We start from the raw sequence: 25,452 nt of genomic DNA, 5'->3' as shown, positions 1-25,452 counted from the left end.
GGAATCCAGTGCAACTTATAAGAAACTTGTTTTTATACGTTTATTTTATAATATAAAAACAAGTTTCTTATACGTAATATATAATTTTGTATCAATATTAAGGTTATTTTTTCTAGATTCCCACTGTTGCTAGAATGACATCAGATTCATACAACAACACTGCTAGAAGTAAAAATGACATTATCAATAACAATAGTGAGCTTTATTTATATATGCAAATTATATAACTATTCCATTCTAAATGTCGGAATAGTTATAATCAGCTCGATATTTAATTATAAGCTGTATCCTAGCACATATTACTAAGTGTGGCTAAATTTACTATATTAACTGTATCTTCTAGCGGTTTAAGCAGCTGAGTGATTTTAATAATTCCAGTGTGAGTATAAATTTTGTTTTTTGCTCGATATTCGATAAAAAAGCAAATGTAAGCTATGGGAATGTTCCATCACTGCGTACTTTATCCCATTCCGAATATTGCCTATTTAGGTTCCCTTAGGATCAGCTGGACCATAAACCTATATACTAGCACATTTATGTTTTTTTAATGGGTATAATTCATATCATAAATGAACTCTTTGGATACTTATTTCGAGCGGTTAAAAATTAGTATATATAAATTGAGTGCTCTCCTTATGAAAATATCTCAATACCCTTACATATATTATAAGCTCTCTTGTAGGAAACAGTATAACCGAACTACTCAAGTTGCGTTAATATATTTTGTTGTAGACGTATTTCGTTTTCATGCATAATACCGATATCTAAATCATCATTAAAAGGCATTATGTCTTACTGCACCAAGTATAGTTCCGTATTCTATCCAATAATTAATATTATTCTTAACTAAGTAGCTCATGAGTGTCTTTCATTAGCTGATAAAGAGTAATTGCTTTTTTCTCGCTAATTCTGTATTTTTACTTGTTCATTACTTAACAGTACATATTGCTAATCATGCTATAAATATAAAGTATGTATAAAAAATATGCCGGCAAAAATAATAAGAATTAAGCCTAAAATATTTTTAAATGATAATATCGATTTTAATTTTATTATCTTGAATCTCAAATTTTATTTCTTCTGCTGATGTGACATTTTTTAAATCTTCTGCTAATTCTTCAGATAATACTATGCCACTAATTTTAAGCAATTTTATAGGAGCTTTTATAGATAAATTCTTCTCGGCTTTGAATTTTCTGACGATATCTAGGATTTTAAGCATCCCTTCTGCTTGTTTTGTATCTATATTGTAATGTAAATTATCATGGTTAGCAAAGGTACCTTTTATATGGATAGATTCTTTATCATTGTATAATATTTGGTATAATTCTTCGGTAATATGAGGCATGAAAGGTGCAAATAGTTTTAGTAATGTTTGCATCACATGATATAAAGTTAATATGCTGCTATATTGTCCGCTAAGGTTTTTATTGTCTTCATCATAAGCTCGTGTTTTACTAATCTCTAAATAATTATCACAAAATACTGCCAAAAAGAATTTTTCTGTCAGATGCATAGCATTTGCATATTCGTAGTTTTGTAACTCATTTGTTACTGCATTCACTAGCTCTACTAACTTATTAATCATCCATTTATCAAACTCGTTAGTGATTATTTCTTTAACCTCTAAAAGCTTTGCTTTTTTGTCTTGATCTTTTAATTTATGCAAATGAATAGAAACGAATTTAGCAGCATTCCACAACTTATTAACTAGTCGTTTGCCGTTTTTCATAACGTCTTCCGAGTAGGCGGTATCAGCACCTAGTTTTGAATTTGCCGACCAATAGCGTATTACGTCAGAACCGTACTGTTCTAGTAGCTTTTCAGGAACTAACACATTGCCCTTAGATTTTGACATTTTACTTCGATCTTCAGCTAAACACCAACCACTTACCATGATATTTTTCCACGGCAAAGTATTTTGATGTAGATGTGCTTTTAGGATAGTATAGAATGCCCAAGTCCTGATAATTTCGTGTGCTTGAGGTCTTAAATCCATCGGAAATAATTTATCGTGCCTATTTTTATTAATAGCGAAATCATCAGAGATGCCATGAGTTGAAAGTTGCGGCGAAACAGAGCTTGTGGCCCAAGTATCCATGACGTCTAGATCAGGTTCAACTTCATCTCTACTATAACCAATGGGTAAATCTCTTAAGGGATCAACTGGTAGCTGTGCAATATCGGCATATAAAATCTTACCTTCTTCTCCTACTCTTTTAGAGTACCAAACAGGAAATGGTACACCGAAACAACGCTGCCTACTTATACACCAATCCCAGCTAATGGCATTAATCCAATTTTCTAAACGAATCTTCATATTTTTAGGATGCCAATTTAGCTCATTTGCTCTTTTAAGTAATGCTTCTTTATGTGATATCGTTTTAACAAACCATTGTGGCATGGTTAAAATTTCCAGTGGTGAACCTGACCTCTCGGCACATTTTACAATATGAGTTATTTCTTCTTGTTTAATAAGTAAATTCTGCTCTTTTAAAATATCTATTATTTTTGCTCGAGCTTCTTTAATTTTCAATCGGTCTATACCTATATCATTAGGGAAGTCTATCGTACCTTTTTTGGTGATAATAGTTTTTAAAGGTAGATTATGTGTTTTCCACCAAGTAATATCCGTTTGATCACCAAACGTGCAGCACATAACTAATCCTGTACCTTTATCTTGTTGTACTAAAGGATCAGCAAGCAGTGGAACTTTATCTTTAAAAAGTGGAGTTATAACAAATTTACCTGCTAGATGCTTATAATGTCTATCGTCAGGGTGGTAAAATACGGCTACGCAAGCTGGTAATAACTCAGGTCTTGTAGTTGCTATAGTAAGCGGCTCTCCTTGCTCGGTTTTAAAAGTGATATAATTCATGAGGGAGGAGTTTTCAGTGTCCTTAATATCGGCTTGAGCAAGAGCAGTACCGTCTACTGGATCCCATAATATAGGTTGATCATTGCGGTATATTTCGCCTCTCTTAACTAAATCAAGAAAAGACATTTGCGATATTTTCTGAGATAACGGACTGATAGTTTGGTACTCTAAACTCCAATCAACCGATAAGGCTATTTTGTTCAATAGACCTCTAAATTTTTCTTCTTCACTTGCTACTACCTCTTCACAAATTTGTATAAATTTATTTCTTCCAATATTATAAGCTTTGATCTGCTTCTGCTTTTCAACAAGTCTCTCAGTCGGTAGTCCGTTATCGTCAAAACCCATAGGATAAAAGATATTTTTGCCTATCATACGCTGAAATCGTACAATAAAATCAGTTTGCGTATAGCTGTAAACATGACCAATGTGTAGTTGTCCTGAAACAGTTGGAGGCGGCGTATCAACTATATAAGTTTCTTCTTTTGAAATATTTGGATCATAAGCATAAATTTGTTTTTCTTGCCAAATTCTCTGCCATTTTTTTTCATTTTCTGTAAAATTATAATTTTTTGGAAATGCTTTCATAGATTTTGTAGTTGATTCAAGAATGTTATTATAAAGGTTATATGCGATTATGACAATATATACATTGCTTTTTCGTCATTATTACAACAGAAACGTTACTTTGCTTTTGGAAGATATGGAGATTTAGAATTTGTGCAAGAGGTGCTTGTACAATTATTACAGTTTTTAAAACTTATATAAAAAATCACTTTTTACAATTTAACAAATAAAGATGTCTTTAAGACTGGTAAGATCAGCGATATAATAGGCCTTGTTGCTATTATTACTGCTTGATTATGCTCACCTTTAGCCTCTCCTATCTTTAATTATCTTCTTGTCTTCCTTGTATCATATATTTTCCTGCATATTTTGCGCTATAGTTTGCATAACGATATACTTATATTTAGATGATGAATGCTTAGTAAATACTTGTACTAATTCCGGTTGTTTCTGTTCTGATAATTTTGTGTCAGTGTAAAAATGACCTATAAATATAACCTTTCTCTTTGTCAAATATTAATATGTTTAAACTCTGTTAAAAATTTCTCCCATAGTGTTATCATATCCCACATATGGATATACTTCATCATATATTCTAACATACCTAAATGCTTTTTCTTTACAATTTCATCATCTTAGCTTGCAAATCAACTGGTTTATAGTCTGTGTCATTAATTTTTTTGCCATCGTGCTACCACTGAATAAGCTCCATAGATTTTGGGAGCATTATAAACTAGTGGCAATTTATTTCTTCCTGTCTTATGTCTTTCACATAATAATAACGTATATATTGCCCATAACCAACTGCAAAGCCGTCCAATAATCAACGTCAACTTTTGATTGAATCAGTATATAAAAATGCTTCTTCTTTACTCTTAGTACTAATTTTATATACTATATCACTATATTTCTTATTTAAAGATTCCTCTATGTAGTTTTCTTTCTCTATTTACTATTCTTGACAAATCTACTAAGTTCTTAAAATCATCAGAATAATATTCTAGAAATGCTTTGGCTGCTAACGGATCGGTCATTATTATTTTTACTAAAAAATCGTATTTTAATTTTTTGACCATAAAATCTAGTAGCTTTATTTTTTAGCGTATTTTTATATTATGTATAATATCTATATTTATTTAAATTGAAGAATATAGTAATGCTAAATAAACTTTTACTTACTTTAAAATTAATGCGGGTAGATAAGCCGGTAGCTTATTTGCTAGTTTTTTTTCCTGCTTTATTTGGATTATTACTGACAAATCCTTCTAACACAGAGTTAGCTCATTTATTACCGCTATTTATTTTAGGAAGTATAACGACTAGAAGTAGTGGATGTATTATTAATGATATATTTGATCGGAAATTTGATAAGCATGTAGCAAGAACTAAAGATCGACCTTTAGCAAGCGGTGCTTTATCTGTTGCTTATGCTATGTTTATATTCTTTATTCTTAGCATTATCTCGTTTTTTATTTTATTACTTTTAAGTAAAACAGCTATATATACTGGGTTTTTTGCAGTAATAATGATTAGCATATACCCGTTAATGAAACGTATTACCTACTTCCCGCAAATATTTATGGGATTTACCTTTAATCTAGGAGCGTTAATAGCTTATGCGGCAGTTCAGGATAAGCTTGATGTGACAGCAATTATTATGTATTTAGCATGCTGTTTTTGGGCAACCGGCTATGATACGATTTATGGCTTTATGGATATAAAAGACGATAAGAAAATAGGAGTGAAATCATTAAGCGTATATTTAGAGAACAAGCATTATAAGTTTTGGCTTTATATATGTTATATAGGTTTTATATTGTTATTTATTCTAGCAACAAAGATAGCTAATCATAATATCAACTATCTACCTATCTTAGCTGCTTTGATTTTATTGATATTACAAGTAGCAACTCTAGAAATTCAAAACCCTGCTAATTGCATAACAAGGTTCAGAGCTAATAATTATGTCGGTATATTATTGAGTTTGAATTTTTATTAATTTCTCACTCTCACAGCCCATAAGGTTATTGCAGATATTACAGTTATATAAACCGCAATTGACAAAGAGCTACCTGTTGCATGCCAAAGCGTTAGACAGGTAGAAGGGACAAGACGTCCGATTAGTGAAGAGCCGATACTACTGCCGATACCAACTAGCATATATTTATCGGCGGTTTTAAACAAATCATTTAGCCAGCAATTTAAAGGTGCTAAGAAACTAACTCCAAGTACTATAATCCAAATACGTACAAAATTAACATACCATATAGATGAATTATTCAAGAATAACCATAAAGGAATTATACTTAAACTCATTATAATAAGAGTGCTGCTTAGTATTGTAAGATAATGTAGTTTTTTAGTTAGATGTCCAATTATTAGAATCATAACCATATCGAAAATTAGAAACTCAGTATTAAACTTCATCATGGTTTCAAGTGGTATATCGGTAATAAGAGAAATAAAACTATTCATAAATACAAAAGGTACTATATAAGTCATATATGAGAAGCCTACGGCAAAACTAACCCGTAAAATGCTTAGTTTATTGTTCCAAATTGTAACGAGATCGTGTAAAAATGTCATTCCCGCAAAAGCGGGAATCCAGAAACCTTTATTGTCATCATGTGGCTTGACCATAGGGTTCAGAAAATAACTTACAGTATTAGTTTGTTTAAGGTTCTTACTGGATGCCACGATCGAGTCGCGGAATGACAGTGAATGGCTTACTCTAATAGAATCACTCTTCCTTAAAAAATAACCTACAAGAGCTGTAAACCCCCCGAATATAAAACATAAACGCCAATATTCATTATAATCTATATTTAAAACTATAGTGCTGATAAAGGAAGCAAGAATAATACCGACCATAGTAGAGGTTTGATAAAGGTAAGAAGCCTTAAATGCTTTTGTTTCGTCTTTATTTTCTAAAATATATAATTTAGCAATAGTACATTCACCCTCGGAATATAATCCTTGAAATGTTCTAAGCACAACTAATAATAGTGGTGCAAGCCAGCCTATTCGGGCATGAGAAGGGATTAGACCAATTAGAGCAGTGCTAAAAGCAACTCCAATCAAAGAATGAGACAACGCAAAAATCCCGCTGTATTTTTTAGCAATAACACCAAAAAAATAAGCACCAATTGGCCGTGTAAATAAAGAGGTAGCAAGAACGCTATAGGTAAGTATTAAGGCTACGACTTTATCATAATTTGGAAAGAAAATACCGGCAAGTAACGGTGCAAGACACCCATAAAGTGCAGTATCGAAATGATCCATTGCATTACCGATTAAGATTGACAAATCCCTTTTGCTTAACAAATTATTCATGTATTAATAATTTAAAATTTGAACGTATTATAAGTATATAATCTTCCTTGTAAATATTTTTTTAAGAGATATTATTGTTATAAAAATGATTAGTTATTTCCCTATGTCATTCCTGCGAAAGCAGGAATCCAGAAATTAACCTTAGATTGGTACGTAAAATAAACATATAAAAAATAAATCTATATGTATTTTACTGGATTTCCACGTAAGCGGGAATGATATTGAGCAGCTTTTTACAATCTATGCTGGGTAAGTTTTCCGCAGAAATAGCACATTCTTTATTAAGTTTTCAAAATGACTGATATTCATGAATAATTTGACACAAGGAAAGTTTATTACGTTTGAGGGAGGGGAGGGTAGTGGTAAATCTACCCAATCTCAAATGCTCTATGAATATTTAAAATCTCAAAATACTCCCGTTATTTTAACTCGTGAAGTTGGCGGTACTATCGTATCCGAAAAAATGCGTGAAATTCTAGTGCATGAAGAATTACTGCCAATGTCTGAGTTATTACAAGCTATGGCAGCACGTTATGATCATATGGTCCGGAAGATTATACCGGTTCTGAAAGAGGGGTATATCGTAATATGCGATAGATTCCTTGACTCAACGGCATGCTATCAAGGATTAGAGCTGGAAAACGGCATAGATTTAGTATATAATCTGCACAAAACTTTAATGCCTCCTCTTATGCCGGATATTACTTTCTTTATTGACGTAGAACCGGATACTGCTATTAAGAGAGTAAATTTACGTAATATGAGTAATAAATTTGACATAAGAGGTATAGATTTTTATAACAAAATCTATGATTGCTTTAAAGAATTAAGTAATAGATTTCCCGCGAGAATAAAGACAATTAAAGCTTCAGATTTAAGTATGCTTGAAGTACATGAGTTAATAAAAAAGCATTTATGAAGAATACTTATTATATCACGACCCCTATATATTATGTTAACAATGTTCCACATATTGGCCATGCTTATACCAGTGTTGTTAGTGACGTAATTGCCCGTTTTATGCGTCTTTGCGGCTTCGAGGTAATATTGCTAACAGGTACTGATGAGCATGGGCAGAAAGTAGAAAAAGCAGCTATTAATAAAAATATCGATCCTCAACAATTTACTGATCAGATCTCCGAGAATTTTCGTCATCTCATGACCTCTATGCATATTTCTAATGATGATTTTATTAGAACAACGGAAAATAGACATAAAGAAGCTGTAGCTGTTTTTTGGCAGAAATTACTAGATAACGGTACTATTTATAAGGGTTTTTATGAAGGGTGGTATGCAGTACGGGATGAAGCTTTTTATGATGAGTCGGAACTTACGAGTGATGGCTTAGCACCGACGGGCGCCTCGGTTGAATGGGTTAAAGAGCCTAGCTACTTCTTTAATCTTTCAAAATGGCAAGATAAATTGCTTGAGCTTTATGAGCTAAACCCTGATTTTATTAGACCTATATCAAGGCGTAACGAAGTAATTAACTTTGTGAAATCGGGCTTAAAAGACTTATCGGTATCACGTACTACTTTTAACTGGGGAATAAAAGTCCCGAATAATGAAAAACATGTAATTTATGTTTGGCTTGATGCCCTTGCTAATTATATTTCAGCACTTGGTTATCCTGATGAACAAAGTAATTACGGTAAATTTTGGCCAGCTGCTTTACATGTAGTTGGTAAAGATATATTACGTTTTCATGCAGTTTATTGGCCTGCTTTCTTAATGGCTGCTAAAATTCCTCTGCCGAAAACGATTATGGCTCATGGTTGGTGGACCAATGAGGGACAAAAAATTTCTAAATCTCTTGGGAATACCATTGATCCGATTAAGTTAATTGATGAATTTGGCGTTGATCAGGTTAGGTATTTTTTGATGCGTGAAGTAACTTTTGGTGCCGACGGTAATTTTGCCCGTAGTAATTTAATTACTCGTATCAATAGTGAGTTATCAAACAAAATTGGTAATTTATTGCAGCGTACTACGGCTTTTGTTTATAAAAATAATGATGGCAAAGTGCCGCTACTTACGCAAAGCGTTATAGATAAGATATATACGCTACCGATTTTAAAAGCTGCAATTAAATGCGCTGAACAGAATATTTTATTGATGGAAAAAACTGAAGTTAATAAGATTCTTGAGAATATTATTAATTTGGCCGAAGAGGCAAATATCTATATTGATAATAAAGCTCCTTGGAATTTGAAAAAAACTGATCACGATAAGATGTTAGAGGTGTTATATGCTTTACTAGAGGTTTTACGCTATATTGCGATAATGCTTCAACCTTTCGTGCCGACTTCAGCAAACAAAATGCTTGATCAGTTAGGGGTAAATAAAAAAGAGCGTCTATTTAAGCATTTAGTGCGTGATTATGCTTTAACTGTAGGAGCTGCTATTTTAGAACCTACTATAATATTTCCAAGAATAGAAGAGATTTAAAGATTATATAAACTGTGTCAAGCCATGGTATGAGATAGCGAATGTATTTTTTATTAGTCCACGCAACAAACGCCTCCACAGGTATGATATGGAATACGCTTAACCTTACACATAAATAACTAGAAATATGAATAATAATATTTTGATAGATTCACATTGTCATCTTAATTTACTTACCAAAAATACAGATTTAGATTCTGTCATTCAAAGAGCGTTAGAAAATAATGTGCAGTATATGCAAACTATCTGCACTAAACTTGAAGATTTATCAAGTATTTTAGAAATAGCCGAAAAATATGACAATGTTTTTGCGAGTGTTGGGTTACATCCGTGCGAGGTAAATGAAAACAGTCGGCTCATTACTAATTCAGAAATAATAGAGCTTACCAAGCATCCGAAAATTATTGGAATCGGTGAAACAGGTATTGATTATTATCACAAACCTTACAATAAAAAATTACAAAAAGATGCGCTTGTAGCACATATACATGCGGCATCTGCTACAAGCATACCTGCTATTATTCATACAAGAGAAGCAGATGAAGACACTATTGATATTTTAACTTCAGAAATGCGTAATAGCAAATTTCCAGGGCTGATTCACTGCTTCACCTCCTCAAAAAATCTAGCAACAAAAATGCTAGACATAGGCTTATATATTTCAATGTCGGGTATTATTACTTTCAAGAATACAACCGATTTGCAAGAAATAGTCAAATATGTACCGCTTGATAGGTTATTAATTGAAACAGACTCACCTTATTTAGCACCAATCCCTATGCGTTGCAAACAAAATGAACCGTCGTTTGTTATATATATTGCTGAGAAAATTGCAGCACTTAAAAATATCACACCCAAAGAAGTAGCAAATGTTACTACTCATAACTTCAACACTTTATTTTCTAAATTTGAGAAATATATAAATAATACTTTATAAAGTCATCAAGATTGATAATTTAAAGTTGAAATTTTTAAAATAACATGTATATTTTATAATATTGCAATTATAGTATTTTAATATGGAATTTAATCGCAAAAATGCCATCATTGGTCTTTTAAAAGAGCATGAAGATTAGAAATCTACTCCTTATAAAATAGCTAAATGGCTTGTCACAAATTATCCTGAAGAAGCTCTAGACGTGAAGCAAATATAAAAAAATAAGAGAATGATAAAAGCAAAAACTCAAGAAGAAAAAATAAGCATATTTTTATATGTAGACTATTATTATCACGCATTTATTAAAACTTAAGTTGTAAATCCTCAAATTAATGTACTGAGCAATTTTTAGTGTTAAACTAAACACATACCTTGTAAATGAAGAATCAAGATTTTAAAATAGAATTACCTAAATTATTAATAGTAGCACCTATGTTATAGGTCATCATGCTACTTTACTTAGATCAACTTTACAAGAATTTTGGAAAGTAATAGTTCAAATGTTCCAAGCTCAATATGGGCGGTTCTATAGAAGATGCTAGAAGAAGCGCTACGGCAGTTAATGAAATTACTCAAATTAAAAGTTTAGAATGGTTCTGTAAAATTGTTATAATGCAGGTACTGCCAAACTATCCTGGACATCGAAAAAGTATACCATTGATTCCTCCAATTTGCAGGCTTTATAAGTTTAAATTTATTCCGTCATATAGATTCCATTTAGAATTATTGTAAAGTTTATTAAATTCTGATTATAAAAAAGCCGACCATACTATTAAATTTTATGATGAGTGTTTAGCCTGTATAGATAAGATATGCTGGCAGAATTCTATCTTCAAACTATAGATGCAGTATTTCAACAATTTTTTTGAGTAAGAGTTAAGAGTAAATTAGTTTCTGAGATACGTCTTATTGATTTAAGAAATATTACTAAATGTTGCTTTATTTGGTATTGAAGGACAATTAGATGATATTGCAGCTCTGTGGGACAAACAAAAGCTGCTTTAACACTTTGTTCAAATATACCTGAATCAATGAAAAGATACAATTTACAAAAAGGGGCGGGCATTACATGGTATATTGAGTAGAAGTAAATTTAAGCAGTTTATAGTACCTATTATTAAAGATTTTATTTATTATTTTGATAAAACCGGTTTTTCACACACTATAAACTTAAAGTAATATAAAAATTAACTCTTTTCTGGCATACACTCGATGAATTGCAAAAATTGACTATGTTCATTTTACAAGAGTTGCAGTACGAACTTACGCTCTGTTCATCGCCTTGTGCATGCCTTGCTCTTTTTGAGGTTGATCTTCATACGCTATTCTTCATTTCACATTAGTACATTGTGTACGAACCTCCTATGTCATTCCTAGCTAAAGGCAGGAAGAAAAAACATATAAAAACAAATTAAAACTAGGCAACAAGACCATAACTAAAGGAAATAATATAAATATTTAATTTTATTGATTATTTTGAGTGCCTTGTTGTTTCTGTTGTTTGTATTCTTCTGCTTTTTCTTCTATGTAATTAAAAAAGAAATAAGTAAAAATTAAAAAACCGGTCAAAATAATACTAAATGTTATTAGTATTGCTTTAAGTTGTTTTCGTGAATCTTCTGCTTTTAATCTTTTTTCTTCTTCATCTTCATTATTTTTGCACTTAGTTATTATTTGTTCTTCTGTAGTATTTTCCATATTGTCACTCACAATGTTATTCGTTTGAGTAACACAGAAGTTAATTTTTCAACTATAGTTAATGCACGTAATTTGGGACTAGGCGTGATGAGCAATGCATATAATAAATATGTTAGCGATGGCAACAACAAGCCAAGTTTATATTAATTGACTATAACAAGAAAAAATACAGAAATATACTTCTGTGTTACTAAGTTGTTCCTATAACTTACAGATCTTTGAAGTTTATAAGCTATATTTTAATGATGAGATGCAAGCATTATCTCATTAGGTAAAAATAAGATATATAAGCAATAATCCTATGTCAATAGACACTTGAATACTAGCACGGTTATTAAATTTGTGTCTCTCCTAACATTGAAGTTATGTCAAGGATCGGTGTGGCAAGCAGTTGATAATATAGCATCATCAAAAGTGATCTATACTAATATATAGTTTTGAATAAAATTGTTAACAGTAGGTTCAAAGCTTGTATATTTTTGTAGGACATGAATAAACAAATTTTGTACATTCTGTATTTCCTAATTGACTTAGAAAAGCTTTTGCATATATTTTATAATGCAGTGATGAATCAGATTCCCCGTTAAGAAGAGCAGTAAATAGAATTTTAGCTTTCTGTAGATCATGTATTTTAATTTTGCTCTATTTTTATTACTAATGCTTTTATTTCAGTTATCTTTGATTTTTTGTCAACTAAAAGATTGTTTATTATTACATTGCCAGGACCTATTTTATAGTGGTTAATTTATTATTATAACTAATGAAAGAGTTGTAGTATTGCTTTGTTCTATGTTTCCCTCGCAATAATTATCATTTATATTGCAGTGTTTTGCCTGTAATAAGGGAATGCCAAGTACCAAGCTTGTTCCAAGCAAGACAGTACTATTGAAAGCTTTTTCTATAATACTAAATAAATTAGGCTGGAGATTCATTGCTAAATTTAGAAAAAACTAGTGTTATTATAAAAATTCCGAAATTCCAAAAATATTTTGTTGCTTACTCTAATATAGGTTTTTCAATAAAATAATCTGTTTAATAAATATTTTCTGCAATTGGAAAGCTTGTTTTTATATAATCATATTCAGTATTTACGGCATTTATAGAATTTATAGGAGTATCTATAGTGCAAATACCGAATTCATTAACATAATGTAAAGCTTTATCTTTATTTATAGTATTAAGGTAATTTATATCGTACACTATATGATGAGCTGAAGGGAGTAACACTACGATATCAAACCCTTGTCCTTTAGCTGATCATGTAGTAATAAATAATAGTACAAATGGTGGTATTTTTTGTCAAGGCTCGGTCATTAATTCTATTGCTATATCTATTTCGACTGCCCGTTCTTTAGTGATTGATTCATACTTTTTGGAAGTAATAATAGTAGGTTGTCCTAAGAATTGATTTCGATTTACTATTTGCTGTAGTAAAAAGTTAGATCACCCAATATTTTTTTAAATTGTTTTGTTTTATCTCTGATGATAAAGGTCATAGTCTTTTACCATTGCCACCTTCCATAATAACCGGTTTTTTATTAGAACCATTATATAACCTCCTTCATAAAGGTAATTTGTACGTCGATATGATATACTCACATCCTCATGTACTTTTTTGTACGCTACGGGGTTTCGGTGCGAGAGGTGAAGTGTTCCCTTAACATTCCTCTTTATAAGATAGGTTATGCAAAGGGTATGCTGTCATATATTTATAACTATTAATTAAATAAGTAATCAATATATGGTATGTCAAGTATATTGACAAGTTTTACAATAAAAAGTACTTCTTCCTGAGTTCTTTGTTTTGAGAATAGTACTGGAGCAGTTGAAGCATTTTTGTCCTTCTCTACCGTAAACCCTAAGTTGCTGAGTAAAATAACCAGGTTTACTATCACCGTTTACAAAATTTTTAAGAGTAGTGCCGCCGGCAGTGATAGCTTTAGTTAATACTTCTCTAATCGATTTAATTAAATTTTCTATTTCATCATCCTTTAAATTTCTACCTAGTTTATGCGGATGAATTCTAGCTAAATGAAGACTTTCGGAAGCATAAAGATTACCGACTCCAACTATAATTTTATTATCCATAATCAGGTTTTTTATCGCTATTGTTCGAGTAATTAATTTGCTTTTTAAATATTCGAGTGTTAATAAATCAGAAAGTGGCTCTATTCCTAGATTATAAAAAAATTTCTCTTCTAAAAAATTAGTTTTAAAGCTATAAACCATTCCGAAGCGTCTAGTATCGTTGAAAATTAACTTTTCGCAGTTATTTAAATCAAAAATCACGTGATCGTGTTTTTGAATTTTATAATTAGCAGGTTGTACTGTAAACCTACCGCTCATACCTAGATGGATAACTAAAGAATAATAATTACCAAAATCGATAATTAAATATTTTGCACGACGCCTAACATTCAGTATATTAGTATTTAAGATTTCAGTAGTTAAAAGCGGAGATAAATTATAACGTAAATTATCTCTTTTTAACTCTATATTTTTTATAATAAGCCCGATTAGCTTATCTTTCAGAGAGTTTTTAAGAGTTTCTACTTCAGGCAGTTCCGGCATTTGATACTATATATATAATAAAACACTATGCACCAAACAAATTTTGGCTTTAAAAAAGTAGACTATACTGAAAAACAAAGATTAGTAAATAACGTTTTTTCTAATGTTGCAGATAAGTATGATTTAATGAACGATCTTATGAGCTTTGGATTGCATCGCTTGTGGAAAGATGAGTTTATTAGGTACATTCCAAATCTTAACTCTCATATATTAGATGTTGCTAGTGGTAGCGGTGATATTGCTTTAAAGCTTGCTAAAAAAGCAAGAGATAGAGGAAATAATGTTTCTTTAACTTTAAGTGACATAAATGAAGAAATGTTGAGAAATGCTAAAAAGAAAGCAATAGATCTTAATTTATTTCAAAACCTTAAATTTACTTTAGCAAGTGCTGCAGCATTGCCTTTTTCGGATAATAGTTTTGATTATTATACTATAGCATTCGGCATTAGAAACGTACCTGACATTAATAAGGCTTTAAAAGAAGCTTATCGAGTTCTAAAACCGATGGGTAAGTTTATATGTCTTGAGTTTTCAAAAGTAAAAGAGGGAATCTTAAAAGATTTTTATAAATTTTACTCATTTAATATTATACCTCAAATTGGTCAAATGATAGCAGGTAATAAAGAGGCATATGAATATTTGATCGAAAGTATAGATTTGTTCCCCTCACAGGATAAGTTTAGAATAATGATTAAAGAAGCCGGTTTTGAAGAGGTGAATTATAAAAATTTAAGTAACGGTATAGTAGCGGTACATAGTGCATATAAGATATGATAAGTAATTTTTTAAATTTAATACGTATTTTTCGTATTATCAGTAAAAAACAAATCCTAATTGATTCTAGAATTCCTAAATATTTTAGGTTGATCGGTTATATATTAGCTTTATTTTTTGCTCCGATATCATTAATCAAAAAATTACGTGAAGATTACGGCCAACGCTTAATAGCTTGTTTAAGCAACCTTGGACCTATTTATATAAAATTCGGACAAACACTTTCTACAAGACCTGATTTAGTAGGAGCAGAAATAGCAGAGTATTTAAGAGTATTACAAGATAAGTTACCTCCGTTTGATAGTGGGGTGGCTAGAAAAATTATAGAGAGGGAGTTTGGTGAGTGTGATGTCATTCCGTGGCTTGACCACGGAATCCATAACAGCAACTGGATACTGCGATCGAGTCGTGGTATGATAATGTCACACTTCGATGACAACCCGATCGCTGCTGCTTCAATCTCGCAAGTACATAAAGCACGGTTAGCAACCGGTGAGTATGTTGCGGTAAAAATATTGCGTCCCAATATTCATAAAAAATATAACCGAGATATTAAGCTGCTATATTTTCTCGCAAGAATCATCTCAAAATTTTTTAAAGCAAAAAGGCTAAAGCTAATTAGAGTAGTCGATAAATTTCATGAAACTATGAAATGTGAGATTGATTTAAGGCTAGAAGCGGCTGCTGCTTCCGAGCTTATGGATAATATGCGAAATGATATTAACGTAATAATTCCTAAAATATACTGGGATTTAACGTCAGAAAATATACTCACTACCGAGTGGCTAGAAGGCACTTCTATATATGATACTGCACTGCTAAAAGAAATGGGCTTAGAACCAAAAAAAATAGCTCAGGATTTTGCTGTAATGTTTTTTTATCAAGCCTATAGAGACGGATTTTTTCATGCTGATTTACATGCAGGAAATATTTTAGTAAACAAGCAAGGTAAGATAATCCTGCTTGATTTCGGTATTATGGGCAGACTTAAGGAAAAAGACCGCTTAGCCGTTGCTGAAAGCTTATTCGGTTTTGTAAAGCGTGATTATAAATTAGTAGCTAAAGTACATTTAAAAGCAGGTTATATCCCTTCAAATACCGATTTAGATTTGTTTGCTCAAAGTTGTAGAGCAGTTACCGAACCTATAGTCGGTACCCCAACAAACAATATTTCCATAGGTAAGTTGCTTGCACATTTATTTAAAATTACTGAAGATTTTGGTATGGAAGTACAACCGGAATTGTTGTTATTACAAAAGACTTTGATAATGGTTGAAGGGATAGGTAGACAGTTAGATAGTAATATTAATATGTGGCAACTAGCTGAACCTTGGATTAAAAAATGGGCAGTGAAAAATTTAAGTCCTGAAGCAAAGTTGTTGCGATTAATTAAGCATTATATAACTACTTTAGAGGATATGATTTGACATATAGAAAACTTTTAATGTTATCACTCCATATAACAAGCATTAATATGAAACTAAAAGATTTATTTATTAAATTTTAAATTCCTTTCCTAGTTGATTGTAAAAATGATAAATTAATATTTCCTTCGCATAAAGAACAAAAATATAAAAGTGACCTAAAAGCCACAATAGGAGAGATGAAAAATTAACAGCTTCAGATAGAATTATTCAATGTCCTGAAAACTTAGCAAATATAGCTTTAGTAAGTATAGAAAAGCATCCTACTATATCACTTATAGTAGTAGAATTGCTTAATGATGTAACACATGAATATTACAAAATCTTTATAGAGACAAATAATAATATTAAATTGATTTGGTATTACTTAGAAATATATTTTATCGGTGATGTATGGTGGTGCCAGCTAAAGCTTTAATGCTTAAGTATCGGAGCGGTGTTAGAAAAATAGAGTCTCTACCAAAAATCATGGAATTATAGCCGGTGTCTTTCTGCTACAACTGGCTTAAGCAAAATACAAAGTGTAATAATCCAAATATAGATCCTAAGGTAATGGAGAATATTATATTGTGTGGAGAGAGGTTAGTATGGATCTAGACTCTGTGAATGAAATGGAAGCATTATAGTAAAAACCATTGTAATATAACTATGACTTTTAAAATTAACAAAAAGTAAAAATTTTATTAACCTTTAAATAATTAAATAATATTAAATTATATAAATTAAAATGTATCAAAGTCAAGAGCAGGAATCCATGATAATATAAGGCAACAACTTAATATAAAAACCTTGATTATCTTGAAACAGGATGAAGGGCAATGATTGGAATTGAAACTGGAAAAATATGATGAGTTAAATAAACATAAAGATAATTTAGGTATAGTGCAAAGAGTGATCCAAGCAGTTATGTATGCTAGTGTATTGCAATTTACATGGGAAGCGGCTCAAGTTTATCTGATCTTGCATCGGAACTTAATTACTTAAGAAATGCCAAAAATGCTGCTGCCCGGGGGGTGGTATGCAGGTTCTATTAAGCTGGTTGCACAATGATAGCAGATGCAGTAAAAACATGTGTTTCTGTTTTACATTATGAAACTACTTCAGCTAGTTCAAAAGAAGCGATCTTGCAATCTAACGTTATCCCATATATTCTTACCACTATTTTAAACAAGCAGTTTAATAAAATAACAAAGAATTCTCAGGTTTCCGCAACAGAAAAAATAAATGTATTAGATGGAATAAGCCCTAAATTTATCAGAGAATTATCTACGTGAGGGGTAGATCTATAATTCTGAGACACTAAAATGTGATTTAAACCCTCATTGCACAAGACCTTACTGAACTATTAACAAAGCATGCAAGTAGTTTTTTAGGATCAGTATTAGATGAGTTTTTAAGCAAAACGCCTATAGATCAAAAATGAAAATTAGGCGATGAAAAATTAGTAAAGTAAAGATAGCCGACAAACAAACATGCACCTGAATTAATTAAAATATCCGATAAATTTAGCAAACATGAATACGGTAAAATTATAGTACCAGAGTTAAAACTATTATCAGATCTGAAAATCCTAGGAGTAGTAGCAGACACTATAGTTAATTTAGGAAAAAGTAATTTTAGTAAAGATAAAAAACCGATAGGACCGCATACAAGTAAGGTGTTAAATGAAAGACAAAGAGAGATAGGAAATAAACAAACCGGTAGAGGGGTGTAGGAGGCACGCAAATTATAGCACAATTAAAGTAAAAAAATCTTGTGATTTTTTGATTAAAATATTTTGTAAATTTAAAGTATCATTATGAAATTACAAGGATGATAGCAAGAGATTATTATTTAGTAAATATCAAAGGTTCTTTTAAGATATACCCGATTTGTGAAATTTTTGGTCCAAGGCAATGTGGCTAAATTACTTTATCTCACTCTTATATTAAACAGCTTCAAGAAAGTGTGAAGAGTTAATGTTTTGACCTTGAATATCCGGGTGTACTTAAATCAATTTAAGAATCTTAAAACAACTCTTGCTCCTTTAAACGTTTTAATAGTGATTGATGAAATTCAAAAACAACCTAAAATTTTGCCTTATTTAAGGGTTCTTGCTAATTATTCAAGTAAACAATTATGTTCAAAGTCTTAGATGGCGTAGTTATATTACTAGTTTTATCGAGCGTTATTTACTTAATTTAGAAATATCTCTTAATGCACATGTAATAAGGCAATTATGGATGATGCTTGCTCATAACCATGGATAATTATTAAATTATAGTGAGCTTGGAAGGTCGCTTAGTTTAACAGATATGACTATTAGACGTCATACTGAGATATTAGAGCAAACTTTCATGATGCGGTTATTAAAACCTTGGTATGAAAATATCCCAAAACTTCACGTGAAAGCACTGAAAGTCTATATACGGGATAGTTGAATACTGTATGCATGATTATTATATTTTTATCCAAAACGCGGTCTGTTATTTGAATGGTTTGTAATAGAGGAGTTAATACGTAAATTAAAAACAGATGCAGAATATTGTTTTGCGAAACACAAATAGGAGCAGAATTAGCTTTATTAGTTATTAAGCACGGTACAAAATATGGTTTTGAAGTAAAAAATCCTGATGCTCCAAATCAATTCATACTGTGCTTGTCAATTTGCAGTTAGAGTATTTATATATTGTTACTGCTGGTAATTATACATATAAAAAAACGAAAGTGTAGTAGGAATAGAGAACTTATCTAATTTACAGCTTGTAAGTAACTAACAAGTTCTATAACATTATTGCTTTTGATACACTATAAAATAATAATACTATTATATATCAATTATGCTAAATAGACAATTAAACAATCTACCTAAAGAAAAAAAGTTTCTATTGACTATAGAATGAATGTGTTTATATAAGTTAATTTATATATTATTTCATTTATAATATAAGTATTTTAATTTAATGTTAAAATTTTATTTGCTTTACGTGCTTTGTAGTATATTGATCTAACTTGATCACATAATACCTCTCCCTTTATTTGCTAAAAATCAAAATCTATTACCACTTCTAAAAAATGGATAATTTTTGATTTGGTTAGTAATAGTAACAAATAAAGCAAGACCATTTTAGATTATATTTATAAGGGCTAAGGACAACTGCCGAACACATCTTTTGAATTGTTTTACCTTTTTGTGGTTCAAAATCAAGCCAAATTACATCACCTGTTTCAGGTATATAAGTTACTATGTTTCATTACCTTTAGTCTTATTATTACTGAATAATTCATGATGATGATTAGAAGCAGTAATATTATCTAGTAATATATTCAATTCAGATTTTTCTGTACTAATAAATTATTAATTAATTTTAAATTAACTAATGTACCTTCACTAACATGTAATTTCTTAGCTAAGTGCTGAGAGATATTCTAATGCCTAAACTATTTTCCCATTTTTTAATTTGACTGTGCATAATAATAATACACTTGATTATTGTATACACAAGTATATACGTAAAATTATTTTTGTAAATTAGTTAATTTTACACTACACATACGGGTTTTTTGTTTTGACGTAAGCGAATCTGATAGGAATGCCGGGCATGTCAAAAGCTTCACGCATATTATTTACTAAATATCTAGTATAACTATTGGTAATTTTTTCTGGATTATTGGAGAATAATTTGAAAGTAGGGGGACGAGTTTTTATTTGAGTCATATATTTTATACGTACTCTTTTGCCACCTTTTTGTAAAGGCAGTGGATGTGCTTCCGTAGTAAAATTAAGCCATTCATTTAATTTGCTAGTGGTTATTTTCTTATTCCAATTTTTATAAATTGTAAGACAAGCATCTAAAACTTGCTCAATATTTTGTTTATTGATCGCTGAAATGAACAGTACAGAGACGCCTTTAATCTGAGGTAAATGAGTATTTATCTGATAATAAAATTCTTCCTGAAATGCTTCTTTTTCAGATTCTTTAACTAAATCCCATTTATTCACTACTATAACGATACTTCTGCCCTCATTGGCTACATAGCTTGCAATATTTAAATCTTGCTGTTTTAAAGGAGATAAAGCATCAATTATTAGAATGACGGTATTAGCAAATTTAATACTATTAATAGCATCTGATGCCGATAATTTGTCTAAAGACTCTGTAATAGTGGATTTCTTGCGGAGTCCTGCTGTATCGATCAATTTAATATGATTATTTTTATATTGCCAATCAATTTCAATCGATTCGCGAGTAATACCTGCTTCAGGACCGGTTAATAACCTTTCATCGTTAATAAGAGCGTTTATAAAAGTAGATTTCCCGGCATTAGGTCTACCGCTAATTACTATTTGCACACAATCTCCTTTAACTGGATCCGCTATATTTGTCTCGATTGATTTTTCTTTAGGTAACTTGGCAATAATTTCGTCATATAAATCAATTAAGCCTGTACCATGCTCGGCAGATATAGCTACCATACTATCAAAGCCTAATTGGTAGTATTCTTTATCAAAGTCAAAAGCTTTTTCGCATTTATTAACTACCAGTATTGCAGGTTTATTATACTTTCTAATAAAACTACTAAGTAACTTATCATCAGGCAATATTCCACTTCTACAGTCAACCATAAAGCAAATTAAATCTGCCTCTAAAATTGCTTTAGTAGTCTGCTCCATTAGTCGTACACTCATACTATTAGGATTCTCTTCAAGTCCTGGAGTGTCAATTAGCAAAAATTCACAAGAGCCGATTTTGCCATCTGTATATTTTCTATCTCTAGTGACGCCTGGTAGATTATGAACAATAGCTTTTTTACGTATGCTTAATCTGTTAAAAAGCGTTGATTTGCCGACATTAGGCCTTCCAACCAAAGCAATGATTTGTTTAGTCATTATATTTAATACATTAGGATAGTTATTAAAACTAGTAATGCCATGATAAACCTAGTATATTTGCTATGATAATAGGTGTGTTTTAATATATTATATAAAGCTAGCTACAAAGGAGCAATAGCAATTAACAGTAAAAGCATTCATGGAAACAGAAGCCGAAGATTTGCAGGTGAAAATCTTATGAGCTTGTACGTAAAACATAAAGTTGCCGTTTGTACTGACAAATGTCATGTTTTTTCATAAAATTTTATAAATTTTGAAGACATATTATTCCTTAAAATTAGCAATTACCGGTATATGATCTGAAGGTTTTTCTTGAGTCCTTAAATTATAATCCATATAGCAATTTTCTAAATAGTCAATAGTATTATTACAACCAAGGATCATATCAATCCTCATACCTTTATTTTGTTCAAAACATCCAGCTCTATAATCCCACCATGAAAATTCTTGTTTATTCGGATACATCAATCTGTATAAATCCTCAAATCTGGAATTTAGAATAGTTCGTAATTTTTTTTGTTCAACCTTAGTAAAACAAGTAGTTTCAGCTAATGCTTTAGGTGAATATACGTCTATATCAAACGGTGCAATATTGAAATCACCACCAATGATAGTTTTTTCATCAAAAGATTTTTTAGTTGATAGATAATTGATTAGAGATTCATAAAATGCTAGTTTTGTTACAAATTTATCGCTACCGACAAATGAACCGTGAGGAGCATAGAGCGAGATGATATTACACAACCCTATAGGTAGTGATAATTTTATTTCTAAGAACCTTGCTTGATCACTGCAGTAATTATTCGGAAAGTCTTTAATTATTTCATTGGCAGGAAATTTTGAGATTATAGCAACACCGTTATATGTTTTTTGTCCGTGAACGTACAAATTATAAGGTAAATCGGATAATTCATCAAACAGGAATTTTTCGGTTTCGCACTTTATTTCTTGTAATAATAAAATATCGGGATTTTCTTTAGACAAAAAATTACGCAATAAATTAAGTCTTGTTTTGATGGAATTAATATTCCAAGTAGCTATTTTCATGTTTGTTTTGCTCATCTTGTATTTTTATTATGGAATCTCCACTTAAGAAAACTAAAATGAAAAATGATAATCTAAAAGACTAGTAATGAATACTCCGGAAATTACTATAATCATTGAATATTTTATTGTGCAGATTAACTTTGTACATATCTAATAATACGCTAAAGGCTATGCCTCATAATATAGTTATTTCAATACTCACTCCTCTTGGTATCCTCTTAATTGAATTTTCTTTCGTAATAAAATCTCGTAATGTTGCACCGCAATTAGCTGTAATAAAAGCAAAAAAATGGTCCCACCAAAACTTAGAGGTTCAATTTTAATAATAACCATCACAACTCCTCTAAAAGTTGTTTGTCCGATGAATCGCAAATTGCTACTATTATATTATTTAATAATTATTCTAAATAATTATCTTCAGCAATCTGTTTATTATAATAGCTTAATAATTTATAAAAGTAAAACCAAGCAAAACTACTACAATATATAATAGAAATCAGAAGGAGTAAAATAGAAGTTTAAATTTCCGGTATCATTGTTTACTATTATACATCTACTAATGGACGGTAATACCGAAGATAAAAATATACCGTATAAAGTACTATTTTTCTGCTACTCAAAATAATTCCTGAAAAAGCACAAGTAAGGCAGCAAAGTAAGGCTTATAATATGACACCAAACGAGAATCTATAGATTTAGGTAATAGAATATGGATATATATGCATTAATGATTTTTTTGTACTCGTTACTTGCATGAAATATTGTCTATCGCAAAATTAAATTGCTCAACTCTATTTAAAGATACGGTTTTTTTGCTAAACATCAAATATATAGGAGAGTTTTTATATTTAAGAGAATTTTTACTATGTTCTGTCCTATCTCGCTTCCTAATATATTAACGGAACAAGCTATTCTATCACTAATAAAACCGTTAATTTCTTCCTTTATTATTTTGTTTACTAGTGTTGCGCTATTAGTGCATTAACATTTTGAAAATTTCACTTTTTGGTAAGTGATTCAATAATAAGTAATGATATTTCTTTGAGATGATACGGTTTAAATGAGCGTAGTTATTTACTGCTCTCAGTAGTATAAGTAGCTCCTGCAGCCATTATTGGCATTGCCGCTTTGGATATCTAATTGATTTTGATAATACCAGCTATTTTGATTGTACTCAATGTTGATACCTATTTTTGTGGCAATAGCGTTAATTAATTCTATATCCATACTGGATACTGGAAACGGTAGTACGATCGTTTGAATTAGCAATTAAGTATTGTTAAGGCTCATTTATATACGATGCATTTATCAAAGTTTTTTTATCGGCTTGTTCTTCTTCACATTCTAAAGTTGCTTGTTGTTCGTTTGTACTTATGCTTAAAGCATAAAAATTTTTAGCAATGAGCAGTATAAAAATGAAAAGCTTTAAAATTTTCATAATTTGTATTTTTTAAAGTTAATAATGTCATCCCATGGCTTTTTTGACTACGGGATCCATGAATTATTTTCCTGGATCCGTAGTCAAAAAGCCATGGGATGACATTATTAGTTACGAACTACTTTAATTTCGCCGTCAGAAAATTTAATATTAAAAATTTTTTCATCCGCAGCAGTAATTTTAGAAGATAAAAAATTACCCATTGCTCCTTTAACTATAGCAAAACCTCGTTTTAATACGTTATGATAATCAAGGCTTGCAAGTAACGTGCTATTTAATTCTAATTTATACTCAAAGTTTTTCAAAGTATTATTTGCCGATTTTGATAGATAAGCTGTTTGATGTGTTAATTCTAATGTTTTGTAATTAATTATTTTAGCAGGGTTAATTCTTTCTTTAGAACAAAATTTAAGCTTTGTTTCTTGTAGTTCAATAAAGCACGGTAAAACATCTAGTAAATTAAAACCTGTCTCGTCCAGTAATTGTTGTCTATGATTTATATAGTTAGTGAGATATCTGTGTATTTTATCGTAATTTGCTATATTTTGTTCGTGATAATTAATTAACTGTTTAGTATTATTTAATAATACTTTTTCATAAGATTGTAGGGTATTATTTAAAATAGATCGTACCGGTACAGCAAATTCTGCAGCAGCAGTAGGGGTTGGAGCTCTTTTGTCGGCTGCTAAATCTATTAAAGTATAATCCACTTCATGACCTACTGCAGAAATAATAGGAATTTTTGAGTTATAGGCGGCGCGTACTAATATCTCATCGTTAAATGACCAAAGATCTTCTATAGAGCCACCACCTCTAGCAACAATTATAACACTTGGTTTATTTGCCTCTTCTAATTTGTTAAATCCTTCAATTGCTGCGGCAATTTCATTGCCGGAATTTTCTCCTTGTACACTAACCGGCCATATTATTATATGAGTCGGAAAACGTTCACGAATACGATGAATAATATCTTTAATAACAGCACCGGTTATTGAGGTTATAACTCCTATTCTCGTAGGCAAGAAAGGTATAGGAATACGTCTCTTGTTAAATAGTCCCTCTTTCTCTAAGCGTGTTTTACGCTCGTTTAGGATTTGTAGCATAGTCCCAAGTCCTGCGGGTTGCAAATTATCTACCGCTAATTGATAGCGTGAATTACCTGCATAACTTGAGAGTTTACCACTAATCACTACTTCCATGCCGTCCTTTAAAGGAAATTTGATTTTAGCAAGAGTAGGACGCCAGCAAGTACAGGCTAAAATAGCAGTATTTTCTTTTAAGTTAAAATAAGCATGCCCTGAGCTTGCTATTTTAAAACCTGAAATTTCTCCTTTTATCTTAATATAGCCAAAATTATTTTCTAATAATTCTTTAATTTTATTAGAAATCTCACTAACTGAAAACTCTTTAGTTGCTTGATTCACAATGAAATTGTCTAGCATTTTATCATGACTCTTGTGTTAT

21 protein-coding genes and 2 pseudogenes are annotated in these 25,452 nt (G+C 30.8%); 10 read left to right on the top strand and 13 right to left on the bottom strand.

The genetic code is table 11. The features are described from left to right. Positions 1-289: 289 nt before the first annotated feature. From A1E_RS06620 to A1E_RS06980, 4 genes and pseudogenes are all read right to left on the bottom strand, one after another. Positions 290-1,056 (bottom strand): annotated as a pseudogene (locus A1E_RS06620) (LicD family protein). Continuing rightward, entirely contained in the window at positions 1,025-3,466 is a 2,442-nt protein-coding gene (locus A1E_RS04100; RefSeq protein ID WP_012149033.1) for a valine--tRNA ligase, read from the bottom strand. The pseudogene A1E_RS06620 and the gene A1E_RS04100 overlap by 32 nt, the downstream one beginning before the upstream one ends. A gap of 808 nt (positions 3,467-4,274) precedes the next feature. Then, positions 4,275-4,376 (bottom strand): hypothetical protein, encoded by a 102-nt coding sequence (locus A1E_RS06985; RefSeq protein ID WP_231259280.1) that lies wholly within the window; start codon positions 4,374-4,376, stop codon positions 4,275-4,277. Continuing rightward, on the bottom strand, positions 4,357-4,521 hold the full coding sequence (locus tag A1E_RS06980; RefSeq protein ID WP_012149032.1) for a prenyltransferase: 165 nt from the start codon (positions 4,519-4,521) through the stop codon (positions 4,357-4,359). Before A1E_RS06980 ends, A1E_RS06985 begins: the two co-directional genes overlap by 20 nt. A gap of 80 nt (positions 4,522-4,601) precedes the next feature. Between A1E_RS06980 and ubiA the strand changes: the two genes are divergently transcribed. Further along, on the top strand, positions 4,602-5,444 hold the full coding sequence (gene ubiA / locus A1E_RS04090; protein ID WP_012149031.1) for a 4-hydroxybenzoate octaprenyltransferase: 843 nt from the start codon (positions 4,602-4,604) through the stop codon (positions 5,442-5,444). Here the strand turns inward: ubiA and A1E_RS04085 are convergent. Further along, entirely contained in the window at positions 5,441-6,778 is a 1,338-nt protein-coding gene (locus A1E_RS04085; RefSeq protein ID WP_012149030.1) for an MFS transporter, read from the bottom strand. The two genes, ubiA and A1E_RS04085, sit on opposite strands and share 4 nt — an antisense overlap. 307 nt (positions 6,779-7,085) lie before the next feature. Between A1E_RS04085 and tmk the strand changes: the two genes are divergently transcribed. The 4 genes and pseudogenes from tmk to A1E_RS07510 form a co-directional block, all read left to right on the top strand. Next, the gene (gene tmk, locus A1E_RS04080) at positions 7,086-7,697 is read left to right on the top strand and encodes a dTMP kinase (protein WP_012149029.1); all 612 of its coding nucleotides are present in this window, start codon (positions 7,086-7,088) and stop codon (positions 7,695-7,697) included. Beyond that, the gene (gene metG / locus A1E_RS04075) at positions 7,694-9,226 is read left to right on the top strand and encodes a methionine--tRNA ligase (protein ID WP_012149028.1); all 1,533 of its coding nucleotides are present in this window, start codon (positions 7,694-7,696) and stop codon (positions 9,224-9,226) included. Before tmk ends, metG begins: the two co-directional genes overlap by 4 nt. A gap of 139 nt (positions 9,227-9,365) precedes the next feature. Further along, entirely contained in the window at positions 9,366-10,163 is a 798-nt protein-coding gene (locus A1E_RS04070; protein WP_408005605.1) for a TatD family hydrolase, read from the top strand. 484 nt (positions 10,164-10,647) lie between these two features. Further along, positions 10,648-11,342 (top strand): annotated as a pseudogene (locus A1E_RS07510) (alpha/beta hydrolase family protein); the annotation flags it as partial. A gap of 285 nt (positions 11,343-11,627) precedes the next feature. On the opposite strand, the gene A1E_RS04060 reads toward A1E_RS07510, so the two are convergent. The 3 genes from A1E_RS04060 to mutM all read right to left on the bottom strand — a co-directional run bounded on the left by A1E_RS04060 (position 11,628) and on the right by mutM (position 14,432). After that, on the bottom strand, positions 11,628-11,861 hold the full coding sequence (locus A1E_RS04060) for an RC1041 family protein (RefSeq protein WP_012149025.1): 234 nt from the start codon (positions 11,859-11,861) through the stop codon (positions 11,628-11,630). A gap of 1,032 nt (positions 11,862-12,893) precedes the next feature. Continuing rightward, complete coding sequence (locus A1E_RS07505; RefSeq protein WP_012149024.1) at positions 12,894-13,088, bottom strand: glycosyltransferase family protein; 195 nt, start codon at positions 13,086-13,088, stop codon at positions 12,894-12,896. Positions 13,089-13,610: 522 nt separating this feature from the next. Next, positions 13,611-14,432, bottom strand: coding sequence for a bifunctional DNA-formamidopyrimidine glycosylase/DNA-(apurinic or apyrimidinic site) lyase (mutM, locus tag A1E_RS04050; RefSeq protein WP_012149023.1), 822 nt, complete (start codon positions 14,430-14,432; stop codon positions 13,611-13,613). Positions 14,433-14,459: 27 nt separating this feature from the next. Between mutM and ubiE the strand changes: the two genes are divergently transcribed. The 5 genes from ubiE (at position 14,460) to A1E_RS07500 (ending at position 19,050) form a co-directional block, all read left to right on the top strand. Beyond that, the gene (gene ubiE, locus A1E_RS04045) at positions 14,460-15,206 is read left to right on the top strand and encodes a bifunctional demethylmenaquinone methyltransferase/2-methoxy-6-polyprenyl-1,4-benzoquinol methylase UbiE (protein WP_012149022.1); all 747 of its coding nucleotides are present in this window, start codon (positions 14,460-14,462) and stop codon (positions 15,204-15,206) included. Next, a complete protein-coding gene (ubiB, locus tag A1E_RS04040; RefSeq protein WP_012149021.1) occupies positions 15,203-16,633 on the top strand; it encodes a 2-polyprenylphenol 6-hydroxylase in 1,431 nt (476 codons plus the stop codon). The genes ubiE and ubiB overlap by 4 nt, the downstream gene beginning before the upstream one ends. A gap of 1,043 nt (positions 16,634-17,676) precedes the next feature. Further along, positions 17,677-17,904, top strand: a complete 228-nt coding sequence (locus A1E_RS06960) for a hypothetical protein (RefSeq protein ID WP_012149019.1) — start codon at positions 17,677-17,679, stop codon at positions 17,902-17,904. 819 nt (positions 17,905-18,723) lie between these two features. Beyond that, complete coding sequence (locus A1E_RS06955; protein ID WP_155799171.1) at positions 18,724-18,879, top strand: hypothetical protein; 156 nt, start codon at positions 18,724-18,726, stop codon at positions 18,877-18,879. Positions 18,880-18,924: 45 nt separating this feature from the next. Next, positions 18,925-19,050: a hypothetical protein gene (locus A1E_RS07500; RefSeq protein ID WP_410524327.1), complete on the top strand. Its 126-nt coding sequence runs from the start codon at positions 18,925-18,927 to the stop codon at positions 19,048-19,050. Between the two features lie 654 nt (positions 19,051-19,704). On the opposite strand, the gene A1E_RS07495 is transcribed toward A1E_RS07500, so the two are convergent. The 5 genes from A1E_RS07495 to xseA form a co-directional block, all read right to left on the bottom strand. Continuing rightward, the gene (locus tag A1E_RS07495; protein ID WP_408005604.1) at positions 19,705-19,788 is read right to left on the bottom strand and encodes a hypothetical protein; all 84 of its coding nucleotides are present in this window, start codon (positions 19,786-19,788) and stop codon (positions 19,705-19,707) included. A gap of 368 nt (positions 19,789-20,156) precedes the next feature. Continuing rightward, entirely contained in the window at positions 20,157-21,500 is a 1,344-nt protein-coding gene (der, locus tag A1E_RS04025; protein WP_012149017.1) for a ribosome biogenesis GTPase Der, read from the bottom strand. Positions 21,501-21,767: 267 nt separating this feature from the next. Further along, positions 21,768-22,550: an exodeoxyribonuclease III gene (xth, locus tag A1E_RS04020; protein WP_012149016.1), complete on the bottom strand. Its 783-nt coding sequence runs from the start codon at positions 22,548-22,550 to the stop codon at positions 21,768-21,770. A 1,279-nt stretch (positions 22,551-23,829) separates the two neighbouring features. Then, complete coding sequence (locus A1E_RS06950; RefSeq protein ID WP_012149015.1) at positions 23,830-23,988, bottom strand: hypothetical protein; 159 nt, start codon at positions 23,986-23,988, stop codon at positions 23,830-23,832. A 107-nt stretch (positions 23,989-24,095) separates the two neighbouring features. Beyond that, positions 24,096-25,430, bottom strand: coding sequence for an exodeoxyribonuclease VII large subunit (gene xseA / locus A1E_RS04015; protein ID WP_012149014.1), 1,335 nt, complete (start codon positions 25,428-25,430; stop codon positions 24,096-24,098). Positions 25,431-25,452 lie beyond the last annotated feature (22 nt).

The organism is Rickettsia canadensis str. McKiel (assembly GCF_000014345.1).
GTDB classification, from domain to species: domain Bacteria; phylum Pseudomonadota; class Alphaproteobacteria; order Rickettsiales; family Rickettsiaceae; genus Rickettsia; species Rickettsia canadensis.
Note: the sequence above shows the minus strand (reverse complement) of the source record. Positions and strands in the feature narration are given on the sequence as shown.

Excerpts from the sequence above, each read along its gene's own strand:
- A1E_RS04100 (WP_012149033.1), bottom strand. The coding sequence starts at position 3,466 with ATGAAAGCATTTCCAAAAAATTATAATTTTACAGAAAATGAAAAAAAA.
- A1E_RS06980 (WP_012149032.1), bottom strand. The coding sequence starts at position 4,521 with ATGGTCAAAAAATTAAAATACGATTTTTTAGTAAAAATAATAATGACC.
- ubiA (WP_012149031.1), top strand. The coding sequence starts at position 4,602 with ATGCTAAATAAACTTTTACTTACTTTAAAATTAATGCGGGTAGATAAG.
- A1E_RS04085 (WP_012149030.1), bottom strand. The coding sequence starts at position 6,778 with ATGAATAATTTGTTAAGCAAAAGGGATTTGTCAATCTTAATCGGTAAT.
- tmk (WP_012149029.1), top strand. The coding sequence starts at position 7,086 with ATGAATAATTTGACACAAGGAAAGTTTATTACGTTTGAGGGAGGGGAG.
- metG (WP_012149028.1), top strand. The coding sequence starts at position 7,694 with ATGAAGAATACTTATTATATCACGACCCCTATATATTATGTTAACAAT.
- A1E_RS04060 (WP_012149025.1), bottom strand. The coding sequence starts at position 11,861 with ATGGAAAATACTACAGAAGAACAAATAATAACTAAGTGCAAAAATAAT.
- mutM (WP_012149023.1), bottom strand. The coding sequence starts at position 14,432 with ATGCCGGAACTGCCTGAAGTAGAAACTCTTAAAAACTCTCTGAAAGAT.
- ubiE (WP_012149022.1), top strand. The coding sequence starts at position 14,460 with ATGCACCAAACAAATTTTGGCTTTAAAAAAGTAGACTATACTGAAAAA.
- ubiB (WP_012149021.1), top strand. The coding sequence starts at position 15,203 with ATGATAAGTAATTTTTTAAATTTAATACGTATTTTTCGTATTATCAGT.
- A1E_RS06960 (WP_012149019.1), top strand. The coding sequence starts at position 17,677 with ATGATAGCAGATGCAGTAAAAACATGTGTTTCTGTTTTACATTATGAA.
- A1E_RS07500 (WP_410524327.1), top strand. The coding sequence starts at position 18,925 with ATGACTATTAGACGTCATACTGAGATATTAGAGCAAACTTTCATGATG.
- der (WP_012149017.1), bottom strand. The coding sequence starts at position 21,500 with ATGACTAAACAAATCATTGCTTTGGTTGGAAGGCCTAATGTCGGCAAA.
- xth (WP_012149016.1), bottom strand. The coding sequence starts at position 22,550 with ATGAAAATAGCTACTTGGAATATTAATTCCATCAAAACAAGACTTAAT.
- A1E_RS06950 (WP_012149015.1), bottom strand. The coding sequence starts at position 23,988 with ATGAAAATTTTAAAGCTTTTCATTTTTATACTGCTCATTGCTAAAAAT.
- xseA (WP_012149014.1), bottom strand. The coding sequence starts at position 25,430 with ATGCTAGACAATTTCATTGTGAATCAAGCAACTAAAGAGTTTTCAGTT.